Genomic DNA, 15,730 nt, shown 5'->3' with positions numbered 1-15,730 from the left:
GGAAACAATTTCATAACCTGAAGCAAATTGCCCTGACTTGGCCGCCGACCTGCACCGTCCCGTGCGCTCCCCGCAGGCAGCGCACGGGACATGACGTGACGTCAGCGGGCGAATGCCGACAGGTCGGTGGCGATCCGCTCCCGCCTTCCGTCGTTCTGAACCGGCGCCGCCGTGAGTACGTCCAGGTGCTGGTAGCCCGGCAGGACCACGGGGTTCTCGTCCTGCGGAATGTGGTCCGCCAGGATGCCGTCGCCCGCGACAAACGTGACCTTGGGGTTCGCGGTGAGGCCCTTCTTGTGCACCAACTTGCCCGCGAGCTGCGGATCGTCGATCAGCTGGATGTCCGTGACCAGCCTGGTCGGGAAGTAGTCCTCCGTGAAGTCCAGCGGCTGTTCGGAGAGGCTGCGGGCCAACTCCCCGATGTCCGTGACCTCCTTGCCGGCGGCGGTGAACGGGGCGCCACTGGCCGAGCGGTACACCGGGTCGTCCGCCGCGCCCACCCGGTCGTAGTTGCGCCAGGTGTAGAGAGGGCCGCCCGGCTCATCCGGGATCGCCTTCAACTCCGTACCGAAGAGGGCTGGTTGGGCCGGGTCATTGTTCGAGGCGGGGAAGTTCTTGTCCACGATCCGGCCGCCGGTGCCGTCGGCGCCGCCCGTGCTGTCGAAGAAGCCCACGCTCGTCTGGATGAAGGCGAGCGGTGCCGAGTGGTCGTCCATGAAGGCGCCCAGCACGGCCTCGTTGGTGAGCCGGAAGTCGCGGATGGTCGGGCTGCCCTTGAGGAAGACCTCGGAGTTCTTGGAGAACAGCATGCGGCCCGTCGTGTCGATGTTGGTGTTCGACGGGACCGAGTCGAGCAGCGCGGACTCGGCGTCGGGCGCTTCGCGGGCCGCCAGACCGCCCAGCGCGAGCAAGTTCATCGTCTCGGGGTTGAGCACTGCGGGCAGCGCGAGGAAACGGGGCAGAACTCCGGTGCGCAGCCCGGCCTGTACGGCGGCGTAACCGATGCCCGTGTCCGGGATCAGCCCCGGCAGCAGGGAGCCGCCGGGTCCGGACGGCGTGCCGTTCAGGTCGTCCAGCGAGGTGGAGATCGTGGTGTCCAGGGCGAAGTAGCCCGCGCACTGGTTGAAGCCGGCGTCCGCCTTCGTCGCGGGGTTCCCGTCGAAGTCCCAGGTGGCGAAGACACCGGTGAGGACGCCACCCAGCGAGTGCCCGCCGCACAGCACCTTCTCCTTGCGCAGCTTCTGGCCGGGCAGTTCGGCGGACAGCAGGTCGTACTGGTCGCGTACGGTCTGCTCCAGGCCGACGTCGGCGAGCCAGCCCGTCTGATCGCTCGTCAGAAAGCCGTCGAACTTGCGCCCGTCGACCTGCTTGCCGCCGTAATAGTAGTCAACGGCCTTCGTGGCACTGCCCGTTGCGATCCCGGCGTTGTCCTCAAGGCAGTTGGAGCGCCGGTCCAGCGCCCAGAACTCGATGTGCCGGCCCTGCTCGGCCGCCGCCTTCATCGTGTTCCGGGCCACGCTGTCGAAGGCGCCCGCGCCCTCCAGAATGCCCGGTTGGGCAACCAGAATCCGGTCCGCGTCGGCGGACTTCGACGGCCCCTCCGAGGACCGGTAGCGCAGATACGACAGCCAGTCGCAGCGCGCCGGGTGACTGCCGACCGAGGCCGGCAACGGGATCCGTACCGACACCTCGGTCTCGATGACGTCGGTGACCGGCGACGTGGACTCCACGGCGGTCTCCGTACGACCGGTTGTCCCGTCCGCCGACGGTGCCACGGTCAGCGCCGCCGCGGCGAGCGCTCCGGCGGCCAGTGCACGCGTCCAGGGCCTGTTGCGATGTGTGGCTCCTTTGCTCATGGCCGCACCGTAACCAGTGGTAACTCATCAGCTCTACAACGGAATACGCGCAAGCGACGACGTGCCTTGCGCGGATCCGCACAAGACCGTCGTCCCTCTGGTGGCGAGGGCCGTGCGGCCGGGGGAGACTGCGTCGTATGGCTGTCCGCTGGTATCAAGTCGCCGTACAGGCACACGATCTGCTGTCACTGGCCCGCTTCTGGTGTCAAGTCCTGGACTGGCGCGTGGTGTTCGAGTCAGAGGAGGAGGTCGTCATCGCGTCCGCCCCCGACGCGCTGCCGGGGATCTGCTTCGTGCCGGTCAGCGAACGCAAGACGGCCCAGAACCGGCTGCACATCGACCTCACGCCGGATGACCAGACTGCTGAGGTGCGGCGTCTGCTCGCGCTCGGGGCGAGCCGGGTCGACGTCGGCCAGGGTGAAGACGTGACCTGGACCGTTCTCGCGGATCCCGAGGGCAACGAGTTCTGCGTACTGCGACCGAAGAAGACGCTTCTCGACTGACTCGACTGACTCGACTGACTCGGCTGACTCGGCTGAGCAGTCTTTTCCGGCCCTCCCTCCTTATGTACGGGCGTACGCATCGATGTGTACGCTCGTACGCATGGGATACGCACTGCTTATGGCCGCCATCGCGGCCGAGGTCGCCGCCACGACCTCCATGAAGTACAGCGACGGCTTCAGCAAGCTGTGGCCCACCGTGGGGACCTGGGTCGGTTACGTCATCTCGTTCGTGCTGCTCGCGCAGACGCTGAAGACCCTGTCGGTCGGTACGGCGTACGCGATCTGGGCCGGAGTCGGCACGGCCGCCATCGCGGCGATCGGGATGGTGTTCCTGGGGGAGGGGCTGAACGCGGCGAAGGCGGCCGGGATCGCGTTGATCATCGTCGGGGTCGTGGTGCTGCACCTGGGCGGGGGACACTGATGGGCCGCTCTGCCATGAGGGGGTTGCGCTGATGGTCCGGCGTTACGACCCCGACCGGCGCCGGCGGATCATCGACGCGGCCATCCGGGTCGTGGGTGCCAAGGGCCTGGGCGGGCTGAGTCATCGCTCCGTCGCGGCCGAGGCCGATGTTCCGCTGGGCTCCACCACGTACCACTTCAAGACCCTCGACGAGCTGATGGTCGCCGCACTGCGCCAGGCGAACGAGGGCTTCGCCAAGCTGGTCGTCGCGCGCGGCGCCCTGGAGGACCCGGGGAGCGATGTGGCCGCCGAACTCGCCGGCCTGGTGGGCGAGTGGCTGGCGGGCGACCGTACGGGAGTGGAGCTCGAGTACGAGCTCTACCTCGCCGCCCTCCGTCGCCCCGCCCTGCGCCCCGTAGCCGCCGAATGGTGCCAGGACCTCGCCGACCGCATCGCCCTCCGCACCGACCCGGTCACCGCCCGCGCCCTGGCCGCACTGCTGGACGGCATCTGCCTCCAGGTGCTGCTGACGGGAGTGGAGTACGACGAGGAGTACGCCCGTGACGTGCTGGCCCGCGTGATCCCCTGAGCCTTCCCTGTGCGGGGCGTGTGAGCCGTGAACCTTCCTCGGTCCACCGGGGAACAGGGGGTGACAAGCTCGGCACGACACAGCACGGGGAGGCCTTGTGACGGGACCACCACCGCCACCTGAGGCGCAGGACGAACGGGCGCAGGGCGAACGGGTGCGAGGTGACGACGCGGAGGTCGTCGCCCAGTCGCTGGAGCACCCGGAGCTGTTCGCCCGCCTCTACGACCAGTACGCGCCGGACATCCACCGGTATGTGACCCGGCGTCTCGGGGAAGGCCCCGCCGACGACATCACCGCCGACACCTTCCTCACGGCCTTCCGCATCCGCGCCCGCTACGACCTGACGCGCCCCAACGCGCGCCCCTGGCTGTACGGCATCGCGGGCAACCTCATCGGCAAGCAGCGCCGCGCCGAAGTGCGGGCCCTCAAGGCGCTGGCCCGTACCGGACACGACCCCGTCGCCGCCTCCTGGGTCGAGGACACCGACCGCCGGGTGGCGGCCCAAGCTCCGCTCGCCGGGGCGTTGGCCTCGCTGTCCGCCGGCGACCGACACGTACTGCTGCTCGTGGCCTGGGCGGAGTTGACGTACGCCGAGGTCTCCGAGGCCCTCGGCATCCCTGTCGGCACCGTCCGGTCACGTCTCAACCGCGCCCGCCGCAAGGTCCGTTCGACACTCGGCGCCGATCCCGCGTTCACGCTCGACGCCACGGAGGTGGTCTGACCATGGACGAGATGACAGCGGTCCGTGAACTGCGGGCGGACGCCCCCGCCCCGTCCCGTGCCCGGCTCGCCGAAGGACGCGACCGGCTGCTGCGCGAGGCACGACGCGGTGCTCGCGGCCGCAGGATGCGCGCCGACTGGCGGCTCGCCACGGTCGGGGCCGCGGCGGCGATCACGGCGGCCGCGCTGATCGGCACGCAGGTGGTGGGCGACGACGGACGTACGCAACCGGGCTCCCAGCCGGGCTACACGCTGGAACTCGGCAGCGCGAAGCACCTGCTGAACGAGGCGGCGGACGTGATCGCGGCGCGTCGCCCCGCCACCCCGCGCGATGGCCAGTGGGTCTATCTCAAGTCCGTCGAGACGAACACGACGGACGACGAGCAGCCGGGGCCCCACACGAGCGAGGACTGGATCAAGTACGCCGATCCGTCCATGGAAGACGGGAAGGCGGGCGACGACCACTCGCCCCGCGAGCAGTACGCGTTCCTCAAGAGCCTGCCCGACGATCCGCAGCGGGTACGCGCCGAGGCACGCGCCTTCTTCAACGCCACCGACCCGCAGGAGACCCGTACGCAGCACGAGTACCGGGCACTCAGCGCGCTCATCAGCCGGGCGTATGTGATCGACCCCGAAGGGCTCGCCAAGGTGTACCGGGCCATGGCCACGATCCCCGGTGTACGGGCCGCCCAGGTTCAGGACGTGGAGGGACGCAACGCGATCGCGCTCTATCTGAAGGGCGGCGGTATGGACGGAGGCCGCAACGAGACGCTGCTCGACCCGACGACGTACCTCGCCAGCGGCTACCGCTTCCTCGAGGGCGAGGACCAGGTCATCATCAGCGGCGCGCGGCTCGCCATGGGGCTGGTCGACAAGAAGGGCGAGCGCCCTTGACCGGCGGCTGAGGGGAGCGGAGCGGTGCGCCCGGCACGTGAGATGCCGGGCGCACCGGTTCGACCCTGGTGGCCCCGGCCGGTTAGGTTTCCCTCATGACCGACACGACTGCTTCTCGCACCACCGGCGCTGTCGCCGCCGGCCTCGCCACGGTCGCCGCCGACGGCACCGTTCTCGACACCTGGTTCCCCGCGCCGGAGCTCGTCGCCGACCCCGGCCCGTCCGGTACGGAGCGGCTGTCCGCCGAGAGGGCCGCCGAGCTGCTCGGCGGAGGCGCGACCGCGGCGGTCGGCCCGGACGCCCGCCGGGGCGTCGAGGTGGTCGCGGTCCGTACGGTCATCGCCTCGCTCGACGAGAAGCCCCTCGACGCGCATGACGTGTACCTGCGCCTCCACCTGCTCTCGCACCGCCTGGTGCAGCCGCACGGCCAGAGCCTGGACGGCATCTTCGGGCACCTCGCCAACGTCGCCTGGACCTCGCTCGGCCCGGTCGCCGTCGACGACCTCGAGAAGGTCCGGCTGAACGCCCGCGCTGAGGGCCTCCACCTTGGGGTGACGTCGGTCGACAAGTTCCCGCGCATGACGGACTACGTGGCTCCCAAGGGCGTACGCATCGCCGACGCCGACCGGGTCCGGCTCGGCGCGCACCTCGCCGAGGGCACCACGGTCATGCACGAGGGCTTCGTGAACTTCAACGCCGGCACGCTCGGCACGTCGATGGTCGAGGGCCGCATCTCCGCCGGTGTCGTGGTCGGCAACGGTTCGGACATCGGCGGCGGCGCCTCCACCATGGGCACCCTCTCCGGCGGCGGCAATGTCCGCATCACGATCGGCGAGCGCTGCCTCGTCGGCGCCGAGGCGGGCGTCGGGATCGCGCTGGGCGACGAGTGCGTGGTCGAGGCGGGCCTGTACGTCACCGCCGGCACCCGCGTCACGATGCCCGACGGCCAGATCGTCAAGGCCCGCGAACTCTCCGGCGCCTCGAACATCCTCTTCCGCCGCAACTCGGTCAGCGGCACGGTGGAGGCGCGGCCGAACAATGCGGCGTGGGGCGGGCTGAACGACATCCTGCACAGCCACAACTGACGTACGTATGCGTGCCGAGCGCCCTCCCGCCGACCGCGGGAGGGCGCTCGGCTGTGCGGAGGCGGGAACTTTCCTTGTAGCGCAGGCATAGCGGGAGCAGGCCGCGCGCGTCACAAGGAATGCAAAGCGGGGGAGGCCCGCCGGGGAAGAGAAGGTGACGATGGATGCCCAAGGGCAGGAGCGCTTCCGGGAGTTCGTGGAGAACCGGTCGTCGGCGTTGCTGAAGACCGCCGTCCTGCTCAGCGGCGGAGACCGGCACGCCGCCGAGGATCTCCTGCAGAACGCGCTGATCAAGGCCGCGGGCCGGTGGCAGCGGATCGACGAGCCGGAGGCATACGTACGGCGGATCCTGTACCGGCAGCAGGTGAGCCGGTGGCGGCTGAAGTGGCGAAGACGGGAGCTGACGGTCGCCGAGCCGCCCGAGGGTACGGGCGGCGGTGACGCCGCCTCCGCCGCCGAGCTGCGCATCGTCATGCGCGGGGCACTGGCACGGCTGACCCCGCGGCAGCGGACCGTGCTCGTGCTGCGGTACTTCGAGGATCTGCCGGAGGCCGACGTGGCCCGCATCCTCGGCTGCTCCGTCGGGACCGTGCGCTCCACCACGCACCGCTCGCTTGCCCGGCTGCGCGCCCTCGCGCCCGAACTGGCCGCACTCGGCCTCGCCGACGCCGAGCAGCCCCCCTCCCGTGACTACTCCCCCGTGGAGGTACGCCCATGAATGTCGACGACCTGGTGCGTGAATCCCTGCGGGAACAGGCCACCGAACAGCCGCCTCTGGGCCCGGGCTTCGCAGACCGCGTCCTGACCGTCCGGCGCCGCCGCACCCGTACGCTCGCGTCCGTCGCGGCGGCCACCGCCGCCGCGGTCGCCGTCGCGGTGGCCGTGCCTCTGGCGACTGGGGGCGAGGAGGACGTACGGCCCGCGAGCCAGATGAACAAGAGCGACATCATCGGCCACCCCAACCAGTCGCCGCCGCGCGATCTGATCGCAGCCGGGGACACGGTGCTGTCCGCCTTCTGGGTCTACAAGAACGTCAAGCAGCCCAACGGCGACACCATCTTCACCCGTACTTACGGTCTGCTGGACCAGAAGACCGGCAAGTACGTGAAGACCAAGAAGTGGGCCTTCCTGGACATCGCACCGGGCTCACGGACGGCCGCCGTGCTGGAAGGCGAGCTGCCCGCCCGGCGTATCGGGCTGCTCGATCTGATCAGCGGCAAGGTGGAGCGCTGGATTCCGGTGGACCGCGGTGTCGGTGGTGTCGCCTTCTCTCCGGACGGCGAGAAGCTGGTCGCGACGACCTACAGCAGGAACCCCGACCGTAACTCCGCCGACCACCCCCAGAACGTGGACGGCAAGGAGGTTCCGGGACCCGTGCAGAGCCGGACCGGATTCGCCGTCGTGGATGTGGACTCGGGCACGTCGGAATGGCACAAGGCGCCGGACAAGCCGGACGAGTTCGGCTGGTTCGGGAACCCCCGCGAGGACTTCGACTGGAGCCATGACGGCAAGCTCGTCTACGCGCACAGGGCGATGGAGCCGTACCGTGAGTACTACGACCTGAACGGCGACGAGGCGGACTGGCCGGCGAACGAGAAGTCCCTCGGCTACGCCGAGGCGGGCCTCTCGCCGGACGGCAAGCTCGCGGCGGGGGAGTTCGCCGGCCGGGGACCGAAGGAGATCGCCTCCGCGATCAACGACGCGAAGACCGGCAAGCGGGTCACTACGGTGCCGGTCCAGCAACTCCTCGCCTGGGCCGACAACAAGCGGCTCATCGCCTGGGGCTGCGATCCCGAGAAGTGCAGCGGCACGGGGGAGTTCCGCAACCAGCTGCTGTTGGTGACCGTCGGCACGAACAAGGTCGTCCCGCTGAGCGACTTCCGCAAGGCGAGCGCCGACTACCCGGGCCGGTGGGACCCGTTGTTCAGCTCGCGCTGACCAGCGCTGATCAGTTCCTCGTACGCCGCCAGCAGCCCGTCGACCGTCTCGCGGTCGGCGGGCCGCAGCGGTCCGCGTACCGGACCGGCGGGCAGGCCGAGTGCGCCGAGCAGGGCCTTCGCCGTGACCGTGCCGGGGAGGCCGGACGCCATCATCAGCTCGATGAGGGGGATGGCCCGGCGCTGTAGGCGGGCGGCCTCCCCGGACTCTCCGGCGTCGAACGCGTCCAGGATTGCCCGGAGTTGGCGGGGTGCGGCGTTGGCGACGGTGCTGATGTAGCCGGTGCCGCCCACCGCGTACAGAGGGAGGATGAACTCCTCGCAGCCCGTGTAGTACGCGAGGTCCGTGGCGGCCAGTACCTTCTGGGTGCCGAGGAGGTCGTACGCGCAGTCCTTGACCGCCACGATCCGTGGATGTGCGGCGAGGCGCAGCATGGTCTCCGGTTCGATGCGGGTGGCCGTGCGGCCTGGGATGTCGTACAGCGCGAGCGGCAGTCCGGACGCGTCCGCGATCTCCCGGAAGTGGGCATCGAGGGCGTCCTGGGGCGGCTTGCTGTAGTAGGGCGAGACCACCAACAGGCCGTCCGCGCCCGCCTTTTCGGCCTCCTGGGCCAGCTCGATCGTGTGCCGTGTGTCGGAGGTCCCGACGCCCGCCACCACGGCGGCGCGCCCGCCGACCGCCTCGGCCACGGCCCGTACGAGCGCGGACTTCTCGGTGTCCGTCGTGGTCGGCGACTCCCCGGTCGTCCCCGACAGCACAAGACCCTCGCACCCGTCCGCGACCAGCCGCTCGGCCAGCGCCTGTGCACCGTCCAGATCGAGGAGCCCTTCCTCGGTGAAGGGCGTGATCATCGCGCACAGGGCGCGGCCGAAGGGCGGTGCGGAGGGTGTGGTCATGTCCGTAGTGTCGGCACACCGACGTTGAAGCTCCACTTAATTCTGCTACGAGATATCCGTAAGGAATGCTGCGCCGTGGCCGAACTCGAGCGGGCGGGCGTGGTCTAGGAACTCGGCGGTGTTTGGGTCACCATGGCGAGGACGGCAGTTGGTGATCGGTCACGGGAGGCGTTATGAGGCTGGGTAAGGCGCTCGCCACCGGAGTCGCGGAGGAGCAGCCGCGCGTGGACGAGGACGAGCTTCAACTCGTTGAGGAGATCGCGGAGTTGGAGCCCGCCGTCGAAGAGGTTCCGGTCGCGCGATGAAGTGGCGGCTCCCCGAGGAACGTCCGGCGGAGCCGCCCACCGGATTCAAGATCGCCCACCCGATGCTGTCGCAGGACGGCAGCCGGGCCGGGTTCACCGGTGTGTCGCTGGGCGGCGCGCTGCCGTACGAGGTGCTCGACGAGGCCCATTGCGTCTACGGGCTGCGGCACCGGGCACCGCATCGCCGCTGCGACTGCGGCTTCCACTGCGTGCACGACCGCACGGCGGCTGAGGCCATGCTGTGCACCGCCGAGCACCGGACCGCCGTACTCCTCGAGGTGTCGGTCCTCGGCGCGTACCTCCGCTTCGAGCTCGGGTTCCGTTACGCGCGGCAGCGGGTGCGTACCGCCACGGTCGGCCCCTGTAGCTGCGGCTCCGTGGCCGTGGCGCTGGCCGACGCCGGATGGGGCAGGCCCGGCTGGCGGGCCCTCGCGGCGAGCTGCGCCGGATGCGTACGCGGCCGTCCGTCCGTATCCCTCGCGACCTTCGCGCGGCTGGGCGGCGAAGGGCTGCGGGTACGGGCCGTACGGGCCGGCGGAGGTGCCGCACCGTCCGGCGGCGACCTGCCCGAGGGGCTGGGCGTGTCCGAGCTGGTCGCCGAGGCCGCGCTGCTGCAGGCGCGCCTCGACTGGTTCCAGACCCAGCTGGCGCGGCTGGGAGAACCAGGCGAGCGCGGAACTGGGCAGGGGTAGCGGCGGCCCGTCGGGGTACTCGGGCGGCGTCCCGAGACGAGAGGAGGCGGGGCGCCGTGACCGAGACCCTGCAGCGGCGGCCGGAGGAACACCACTCGGTGGGTGACCTCGTCGGACAGGCCACCGAACAGCTCTCCGCACTCGTACGGCAGGAAGTACAGCTCGCGAAAGAGGAGTTGACGCAGAAGGGCAAGCGCGCGGGACGTGGCGGCGGGCTCCTCGGCGCGGCGGGCGCCATCGCGTACGTCGGCCTGATCGCGCTGGCCGGCACGGGCACCGCCGCACTGGCCCTGGAACTGCCCGTGTGGGCGTCGGCGCTCATCATCACGGCCGTGCTCTTCACGATCGCGGCCGTCCTGGGCCTCATCGGCCGCGCACAACTGCGCCGCGCCACGCCGCCCCTGCCCGCGGAGACCCTTGAAAGCGTCCGGGCCGACGTCGACGAAATCAAGGAAAGGGCTCAGCGATGAAGGAGAGGAAGAACAAGAACGGCTCCGAGGCCGCCGAAGCCGCTGGGGCGGCCGGGGCCGCTGCGGTCGGCGCAACCGGGGCCACCGGTGCCGCCGGGGCCGGGGAGTCCACGGAGTCCGCCGCGCCCGAAGGTGCCGAGAAGGCGGGCCGTGGGGCCAAGGGCCCGGACGAGCTGCGACAGCAGATCGCTCAGACCCGTGCGCAACTGGGCGACACCGTAGAGGAGTTGGCCGCCAAGGCGGATGTGCGCGGGCGCGCGCGTGCGGGAGGCGCCAAGCTCAGGAGCAAGGCCTCCGGCGCGGGGCATGCCGTGCAGGACAAGGCGGCCCACGCCGGGCACGCCGTACAGGACAAGGCGGCCCACGCCGGGCATGCCGTACAGGCGAACGTGCCGCAGCCCGTACGCGACGCCGCCACAGCGGTCGGCCAGGCCGGGCGGCGACACCCCAGGTCGCTGCTGATCGGCGGAGCGGGAGCTGCGATCGTGGCGGCGCTTCTGCGGCGTCAGTCCCACGGCCACCGCTACATCACCGGCCACCGCTATGTCGTGGGCAGCCGCCGGATGCCCGGCTTCGGCCGCATCGGCTTCGTCGGCCGTTACAGGGGCCTGGGCCGCATGGGCTTCCAGCGCACGAGGGGGCTCGGCGGTCTGCGCCGGACGAGGGGCCTCGGCGGTATCCGTCTCCGCGGCACCAGGGGGTTCCGCCGCACCGGCTTCCGCGGCACGACGGGCCTCGACCGCTTGGGCCTCCGTCGCACCACGGGGCTTCGCCGCGTCGGTCTCCGCCGCACGAGCGGCCTCCGCTTCCGCCGCGCGTCCGGCCTCGGTCGTGCCACTGACGACCTCCGCCACGCTGTAGGCCGTCACTGACCCCGGAGCCGCTACAACAGCACAGTCACCGTGTCGCCGCCCTCTGGCCTTGACCTGAACTTTGGTTGAGGTCAGAGGGTGGGTGGTGCTCGCACCAAAGCACCGAACACTGGAGGCTGTGATGACGCGCCGTACCGACGCGCACCCCGACCTGACCCGCCCCGAGGTGGAAGCCCCGTTCTTCAGCACCTGGCGGGTGGGGACGCCCGAGCGCCAGAAGGAGACGGTCGAAGCGATCGCCGCCACCTGGGAGAGCAGGCCCTGGCCGACCCAGGGCCTGCTCGGCTATTACGTCTACACCGGGCACAACGGCACGACCCTGCTGCACCACTCGCAGTGGGCTGACGAGCAGGCGTACGAGGCGTTCACGAAGGTGCACCGGCAAGAGCGCGTCGACGAGATCGACACCGCAGTGCCCGGCATCGAGCGGGTGGCCCTCGGACGGTACCGGCACTACCGCAGCCTCACCCGTCCCGAGGCGGAGCCGCGGGTGCCGGGCTGCATCGTGATCGTCGACGTCGAGTTCGACGGGCCCGATCCGGCGCGGCAGCGTGCCTGGGTGGACGCCGTGTTCGAGGCCCTGGAGAGCGAGCCGAACCAGCACCCCGGCGGGATCTCCGCCCACTTCCACCTGAGCACCGACGGCACGAGGGTCCTCAACTACGCGGAGTGGGAGAGCGCGCAGGCCCATATCGATGCCCTGGCCGCCCCCGGCGAGGGCATCGGCTCGGCCACCGAGCTGTGGAAGCGCGTACAGACCTGGCCGGGGCTGACGGAGAACGGCGGCGTGAACCGCTACGAGTACGCCCTGGGACTCGTCCCGGAGTGACCCGTACACGCGAGACACACGAGGCCGAATTCCGGCGCGTATAGCGGACGGGCCCGGCCCCCCGGACGACGGGGCCGGGCTCGTCCGCGCACAGGGACTACGGCCTGAACCGGAGCACCTGCGGGTCGTGGTCGCTGATCTGGTCGGCGAACTCCGCGTTGATGTGCACGCTGTCGTAGCCGAAGTCGCGGTACTTACGGATCGACGGGCTGATCAGGATCTGGTCGAGGACCTGGCTGTTGCCCTGGAAGTCGTAGCTGTAACGCTCGCTCTTCGGCAGGGACTTGATGGCCGAGTAGAGGGCGCCGTTGTCCTCAAGGAGCTTCGTCGTCTGCGAGAACTCGAAGTCGTTGATGTCGCCGAGCGTGACGACGTTGGCGTTCCTCTGCTTCGCCAGGATGTCCTTGACGAAGGCGTTCACCGACTTCGCCTGGAGGTGGCGCTGGGTCTCAGAGGAGCGGACCGGCGGCTGGAACTGGGAGTGCAGTGCCTGGTCACCGCCCTTCGACGCGAAGTGGTTCGCGATCACGAACACGGTCTTGCCGCGGAAGACGAACTCGCCCGCGAGCGGCTTGCGGCTGTCCTCCCACGCCTCGCCGGCCGGATCGATGCGCCCCGGGGACACGGTCAGCTGCGCCTTGCCATACGCCTTCGTGACGCCCACGGCCGTCGTCGCGTCGCCGCCCGCACGGTCGGTGAAGGAGACGCGCGCCGGATTGAAGAGGAACACGTTGCGTATGTTGCCGCCCGGCTGGCCGCCGTCCGCGAGATCGACCGGGTCGATGGACCGCCAGTCGTACGCAGGGCCGCCCGCGGCCTTGATCGCGTCGATGAGCTTGCGCATCGTCTCGTCGGCGGCGACCGTGCCGTCGTTCTTCGCGCCGTTGTTGTCCTGGATCTCCTCCAGGGACACGATGTCGGGCGACTGCAGGTTCTTCACGATCGCGGCGGCGTGGTCGGCGAAGGAGTCGTCCGTCGGGTCGAGGTTCTCGACGTTGTACGTCGCCACCGCCAGCTCGCTCCGCGACTGCTTACGGGTCGTTTCGCGCTCAAGGCCGCCCTCGGCGACCGTGCCCAGGGTGCGGGCGGTCAGCGTGTAGCCGCCGAACTGGGTGTAGTCGAGCGGGCCCTCGGTGGCGCCCTTCAGGGTGTCGCCGACGTTCGCCGTCGGGAACGGCTGTGTGGCGGTCGGGATCAGCGACTGGATCTGCAGCCGGCCGGTGTTCTGCGCGTCGTACGAGCCGTAGACGGTGCCGCCGCGGCGAGTCGGGTTCTCCCACGGCTTCACCGTCACCCACAGCTCGGAGAACGGGTCGGTGGCGGTGACCACGCGCGACGAGCCGATCTTGACGTTCATGCCCTCCAGCGACTCGTAGAAGTCGAGGGCGTACTTTCGCGGCTGGAGCGCCAGTCCGTTGACCGAACCGTTCGCGCCCTTGTCGCCGGTCGGCGCGTACGCGCGCGGTACCGAATGACCGCTGATGGTCGTGGCCGCCGGAAGTGCGTTGCCGCTCGACTCCACGGTCACCGTCGGCCTGGTGATCTGCGTGAGCGACTGGTTGCCCGAGGACGCACCGCCCGGCACGAACTCCGTGACGGTGCCCGAGACCTTCACCGAGTCCCCGACGGCGACCTTCGGCGTGGAGCTGGTGAAGACGAAGATGCCTTCGCTGGTGGCCGGGTTCTTGTCCGCGGACGGGTCCTGGATCCAGAAGCCACGGGACGAACCGTAGGTCCGTACGCCCGTCACGATGCCGGTCACCTCCGTGACCTGCTGACCCGCGAGCGGGGAGGTCCGGGTGCTGCCCTGGATGTCGTGGACGGCTACGGCCTCCGCCTGGGCGGAGCCGGTGAACACCACGGCGGAGACGGTGGAACAGACGGCGGCGACGGTGAGCGCGGCTATGCGCGCGGAAGTCTTGCTCGGCAACGGAATCCCTCCGGGGACTTACATGAGCGCCGGGACGAGGGTGGTGCAAGGGACTGGACGCGGGTGGTGCAAGGGACTGGTGGAACCAGTGGAGTCTGTGGAGCCCTTGAGCTCTACGCGCGTCAATCTCGTGTGTGGCAAGGTGACTTGTCAAGGTTTCAGCCATGTACGGGTTCTGACAGGTTCATGAACTAGGCCGAGTGGGTTGAAATCCGTCTAGGCTGCGGTCAAGGGGCGGCGGTCGGCGTACGACGTCCGGACGGCCGCCCGACCCCACGCATGTGTGCACGTCTGTACGTCCGAGGAGAGAACCAGCCGATGTCAGACAGCTCCACCCTGCCGCCGGTGCGGCTGACGTCCGAAGCGGAGCTCGCGCGGGACGCGCTCGCCACCCCGCTGCTCTCCCGTGCCGTCCGCCTCGCCCGCTGGGCCGGCCCGGACATCCGGGTCGGAGCCGGCGGCGAACTCGTCGAGGAGCAACTGCCGGACGCCGCCGCGGAACTCGGCCTCGAGGGCGAGGACGCCGCCGCTCTCGCGAGCGAAGCCTGGCGGGTCGCCGTGGACACCGGGCTCGTCGCCGTGATGGACGAGGAGGAGGGGACGGTCGACAAGGGCGCCGAACTGGAACTGGTCACCTCCGGTGCGCCGGCCGACGTACTGGCCCTGTGGCTCGGAGCCCTGGACACGGTGCTCGCCGACGCCAGCGTGCCCGACCTCGACGACATCATGACCGCCGTGGACGAGGACGGCGAGATCGACTTCTCCGCCCTGGACTGGGACCCGGACGCGGAGGCCGACTTCCTCGACGGAGTGCTCGGCAACCTCTACCTGCTGACCGTCAGCGAGGACGGACCCGGCGACAGCCCCGTGCCGCTGCCCGCGCTCGCCGCCTCGGCGATCGTGCCGGATGACATGGCGGAGCCCACGAACGACGTCCTGGAGCAGGTGTCGGACGTGATGATGCGGCTCGACGACCAGTTCCGGCTCCTGGAGCCGGCCGGTCTCGTCGATTTTCAGCCCGTCGACGAGGCCCTGATGACCGACCCCGAGGAGGAGCCCGCGGCGCCGTCGGACGAGACGGACATCTCGCGGTACGGAATGGTGCGGCTCACCCCGCTTGGCCTCTACGGCATCCGCACCCGGCTCCAGGAGGGCGGTCTCTCCGCCCCGGCGGTCGGCGACCTCGCGGACAAGGGGGCGGACGCCCTGCTCGAGGGCACCGCCGCGTTCCCGCCCGCGGCGGCACAGGCCGAGACCGAGCAGTGGCTGGCCCGGCGTGAACCCCTCGCCGCGGCACGGGAGTTGCTGACCGCGGCCCGCGGCTCCGACCCGGGCGCACCGCTGCGCAGGCTGCTCTGCCAGCAGGCCCTGTCGCTCGTCGGGTCGGAGGCCGCGCAGGCCCTGCGCGAAGTGCTCGACGACCCCGAACTGGGCGGCCTCGCCCGGGTGTGGCTCACCGAACGCGGCGCCCCCGACGTGCCCGCACCCTCCGAAGAGATGGTCTTCTGGCTGACCGTCGACACGATCGCCGCACAGCTGGCGGCGGAGGGCAACTCCGAGGAACTCCAGGCCCTGGTGCAGGGGCTCGCGGCCCAGCACAGCAGCTTCTTCGCCGCCGCCTGGCGCGTCGACCACCCGGCCACGCCGGACGTCCTGGAGGCCATGGGACGGCTCCACCCGGACAAGAAGGTCGCCAAGGAGGCCCGTAAGGCGGCGTTCAAGGCGCGGTCGCAGCAAGGGGGTTGAGCGCT

Annotated in this window: 17 protein-coding genes; 14 read left to right on the top strand and 3 right to left on the bottom strand. The window is 70.4% G+C overall.

Features of this window, described 5'->3' with window-relative positions:
* Positions 1 to 101: 101 nt before the first annotated feature.
* Entirely contained in the window at positions 102 to 1,856 is a 1,755-nt protein-coding gene (locus G6048_RS14875; RefSeq protein WP_235989836.1) for a hypothetical protein, read from the bottom strand.
* A 137-nt stretch (positions 1,857 to 1,993) separates the two neighbouring features.
* On the opposite strand from G6048_RS14875, the gene G6048_RS14870 reads away from it, so the two are divergent.
* The 8 genes from G6048_RS14870 (at position 1,994) to G6048_RS14835 (ending at position 7,985) form a co-directional block, all read left to right on the top strand.
* Positions 1,994 to 2,359, top strand: coding sequence for a VOC family protein (locus G6048_RS14870; protein WP_165340000.1), 366 nt, complete (start codon positions 1,994 to 1,996; stop codon positions 2,357 to 2,359).
* A 100-nt stretch (positions 2,360 to 2,459) separates the two neighbouring features.
* Entirely contained in the window at positions 2,460 to 2,780 is a 321-nt protein-coding gene (locus G6048_RS14865; protein ID WP_165339999.1) for a DMT family transporter, read from the top strand.
* Between the two features lie 31 nt (positions 2,781 to 2,811).
* On the top strand, positions 2,812 to 3,348 hold the full coding sequence (locus G6048_RS14860) for a TetR/AcrR family transcriptional regulator (protein WP_165339998.1): 537 nt from the start codon (positions 2,812 to 2,814) through the stop codon (positions 3,346 to 3,348).
* A 97-nt stretch (positions 3,349 to 3,445) separates the two neighbouring features.
* A complete protein-coding gene (locus tag G6048_RS14855; protein ID WP_408056137.1) occupies positions 3,446 to 4,069 on the top strand; it encodes an RNA polymerase sigma factor in 624 nt (207 codons plus the stop codon).
* Between the two features lie 2 nt (positions 4,070 to 4,071).
* Positions 4,072 to 4,962 (top strand): CU044_5270 family protein, encoded by an 891-nt coding sequence (locus G6048_RS14850; protein ID WP_165339997.1) that lies wholly within the window; start codon positions 4,072 to 4,074, stop codon positions 4,960 to 4,962.
* A gap of 95 nt (positions 4,963 to 5,057) precedes the next feature.
* The gene (gene dapD / locus G6048_RS14845) at positions 5,058 to 6,047 is read left to right on the top strand and encodes a 2,3,4,5-tetrahydropyridine-2,6-dicarboxylate N-succinyltransferase (protein WP_165339996.1); all 990 of its coding nucleotides are present in this window, start codon (positions 5,058 to 5,060) and stop codon (positions 6,045 to 6,047) included.
* A 160-nt stretch (positions 6,048 to 6,207) separates the two neighbouring features.
* The gene (locus G6048_RS14840) at positions 6,208 to 6,765 is read left to right on the top strand and encodes a SigE family RNA polymerase sigma factor (protein WP_165339995.1); all 558 of its coding nucleotides are present in this window, start codon (positions 6,208 to 6,210) and stop codon (positions 6,763 to 6,765) included.
* Positions 6,762 to 7,985: a YncE family protein gene (locus G6048_RS14835; RefSeq protein WP_165339994.1), complete on the top strand. Its 1,224-nt coding sequence runs from the start codon at positions 6,762 to 6,764 to the stop codon at positions 7,983 to 7,985. Before G6048_RS14840 ends, G6048_RS14835 begins: the two co-directional genes overlap by 4 nt.
* Here G6048_RS14835 and dapA read toward each other — a convergent pair.
* The gene (gene dapA, locus G6048_RS14830) at positions 7,946 to 8,881 is read right to left on the bottom strand and encodes a 4-hydroxy-tetrahydrodipicolinate synthase (RefSeq protein ID WP_165339993.1); all 936 of its coding nucleotides are present in this window, start codon (positions 8,879 to 8,881) and stop codon (positions 7,946 to 7,948) included. The genes G6048_RS14835 and dapA overlap by 40 nt on opposite strands.
* 173 nt (positions 8,882 to 9,054) lie before the next feature.
* Here dapA and G6048_RS50930 point away from each other — a divergent pair, with 173 nt between their 5' ends.
* From G6048_RS50930 to G6048_RS14810, 5 genes are all read left to right on the top strand, one after another.
* Positions 9,055 to 9,186, top strand: coding sequence for a hypothetical protein (locus tag G6048_RS50930; RefSeq protein WP_268978792.1), 132 nt, complete (start codon positions 9,055 to 9,057; stop codon positions 9,184 to 9,186).
* Positions 9,183 to 9,878 (top strand): hypothetical protein, encoded by a 696-nt coding sequence (locus G6048_RS14825; protein ID WP_165339992.1) that lies wholly within the window; start codon positions 9,183 to 9,185, stop codon positions 9,876 to 9,878. The genes G6048_RS50930 and G6048_RS14825 overlap by 4 nt, the downstream gene beginning before the upstream one ends.
* A 56-nt stretch (positions 9,879 to 9,934) precedes the next feature.
* The gene (locus G6048_RS14820; RefSeq protein WP_165339991.1) at positions 9,935 to 10,348 is read left to right on the top strand and encodes a phage holin family protein; all 414 of its coding nucleotides are present in this window, start codon (positions 9,935 to 9,937) and stop codon (positions 10,346 to 10,348) included.
* A complete protein-coding gene (locus G6048_RS51815; protein WP_206341605.1) occupies positions 10,345 to 11,220 on the top strand; it encodes a DUF3618 domain-containing protein in 876 nt (291 codons plus the stop codon). Before G6048_RS14820 ends, G6048_RS51815 begins: the two co-directional genes overlap by 4 nt.
* Before the next feature lie 121 nt (positions 11,221 to 11,341).
* On the top strand, positions 11,342 to 12,049 hold the full coding sequence (locus tag G6048_RS14810; RefSeq protein WP_165339990.1) for an antibiotic biosynthesis monooxygenase: 708 nt from the start codon (positions 11,342 to 11,344) through the stop codon (positions 12,047 to 12,049).
* 97 nt (positions 12,050 to 12,146) lie between these two features.
* Here the strand turns inward: G6048_RS14810 and G6048_RS14805 are convergent, their stop codons facing one another.
* Positions 12,147 to 13,979 (bottom strand): endonuclease/exonuclease/phosphatase family protein, encoded by a 1,833-nt coding sequence (locus tag G6048_RS14805; RefSeq protein WP_165339989.1) that lies wholly within the window; start codon positions 13,977 to 13,979, stop codon positions 12,147 to 12,149.
* 318 nt (positions 13,980 to 14,297) lie between these two features.
* Between G6048_RS14805 and G6048_RS14800 the strand changes: the two genes are divergently transcribed.
* Complete coding sequence (locus G6048_RS14800) at positions 14,298 to 15,725, top strand: hypothetical protein (protein WP_165339988.1); 1,428 nt, start codon at positions 14,298 to 14,300, stop codon at positions 15,723 to 15,725.
* Positions 15,726 to 15,730: the final 5 nt, after the last annotated feature.

The sequence above is a fragment of the Streptomyces ureilyticus genome (assembly GCF_011045025.1).
In the GTDB taxonomy this organism is placed as follows: Bacteria; Actinomycetota; Actinomycetes; order Streptomycetales; family Streptomycetaceae; genus Streptomyces; species Streptomyces ureilyticus.
The sequence above is the reverse complement of the archived record's forward strand: the minus strand, read 5'-3'. Positions and strand labels throughout refer to the sequence as shown.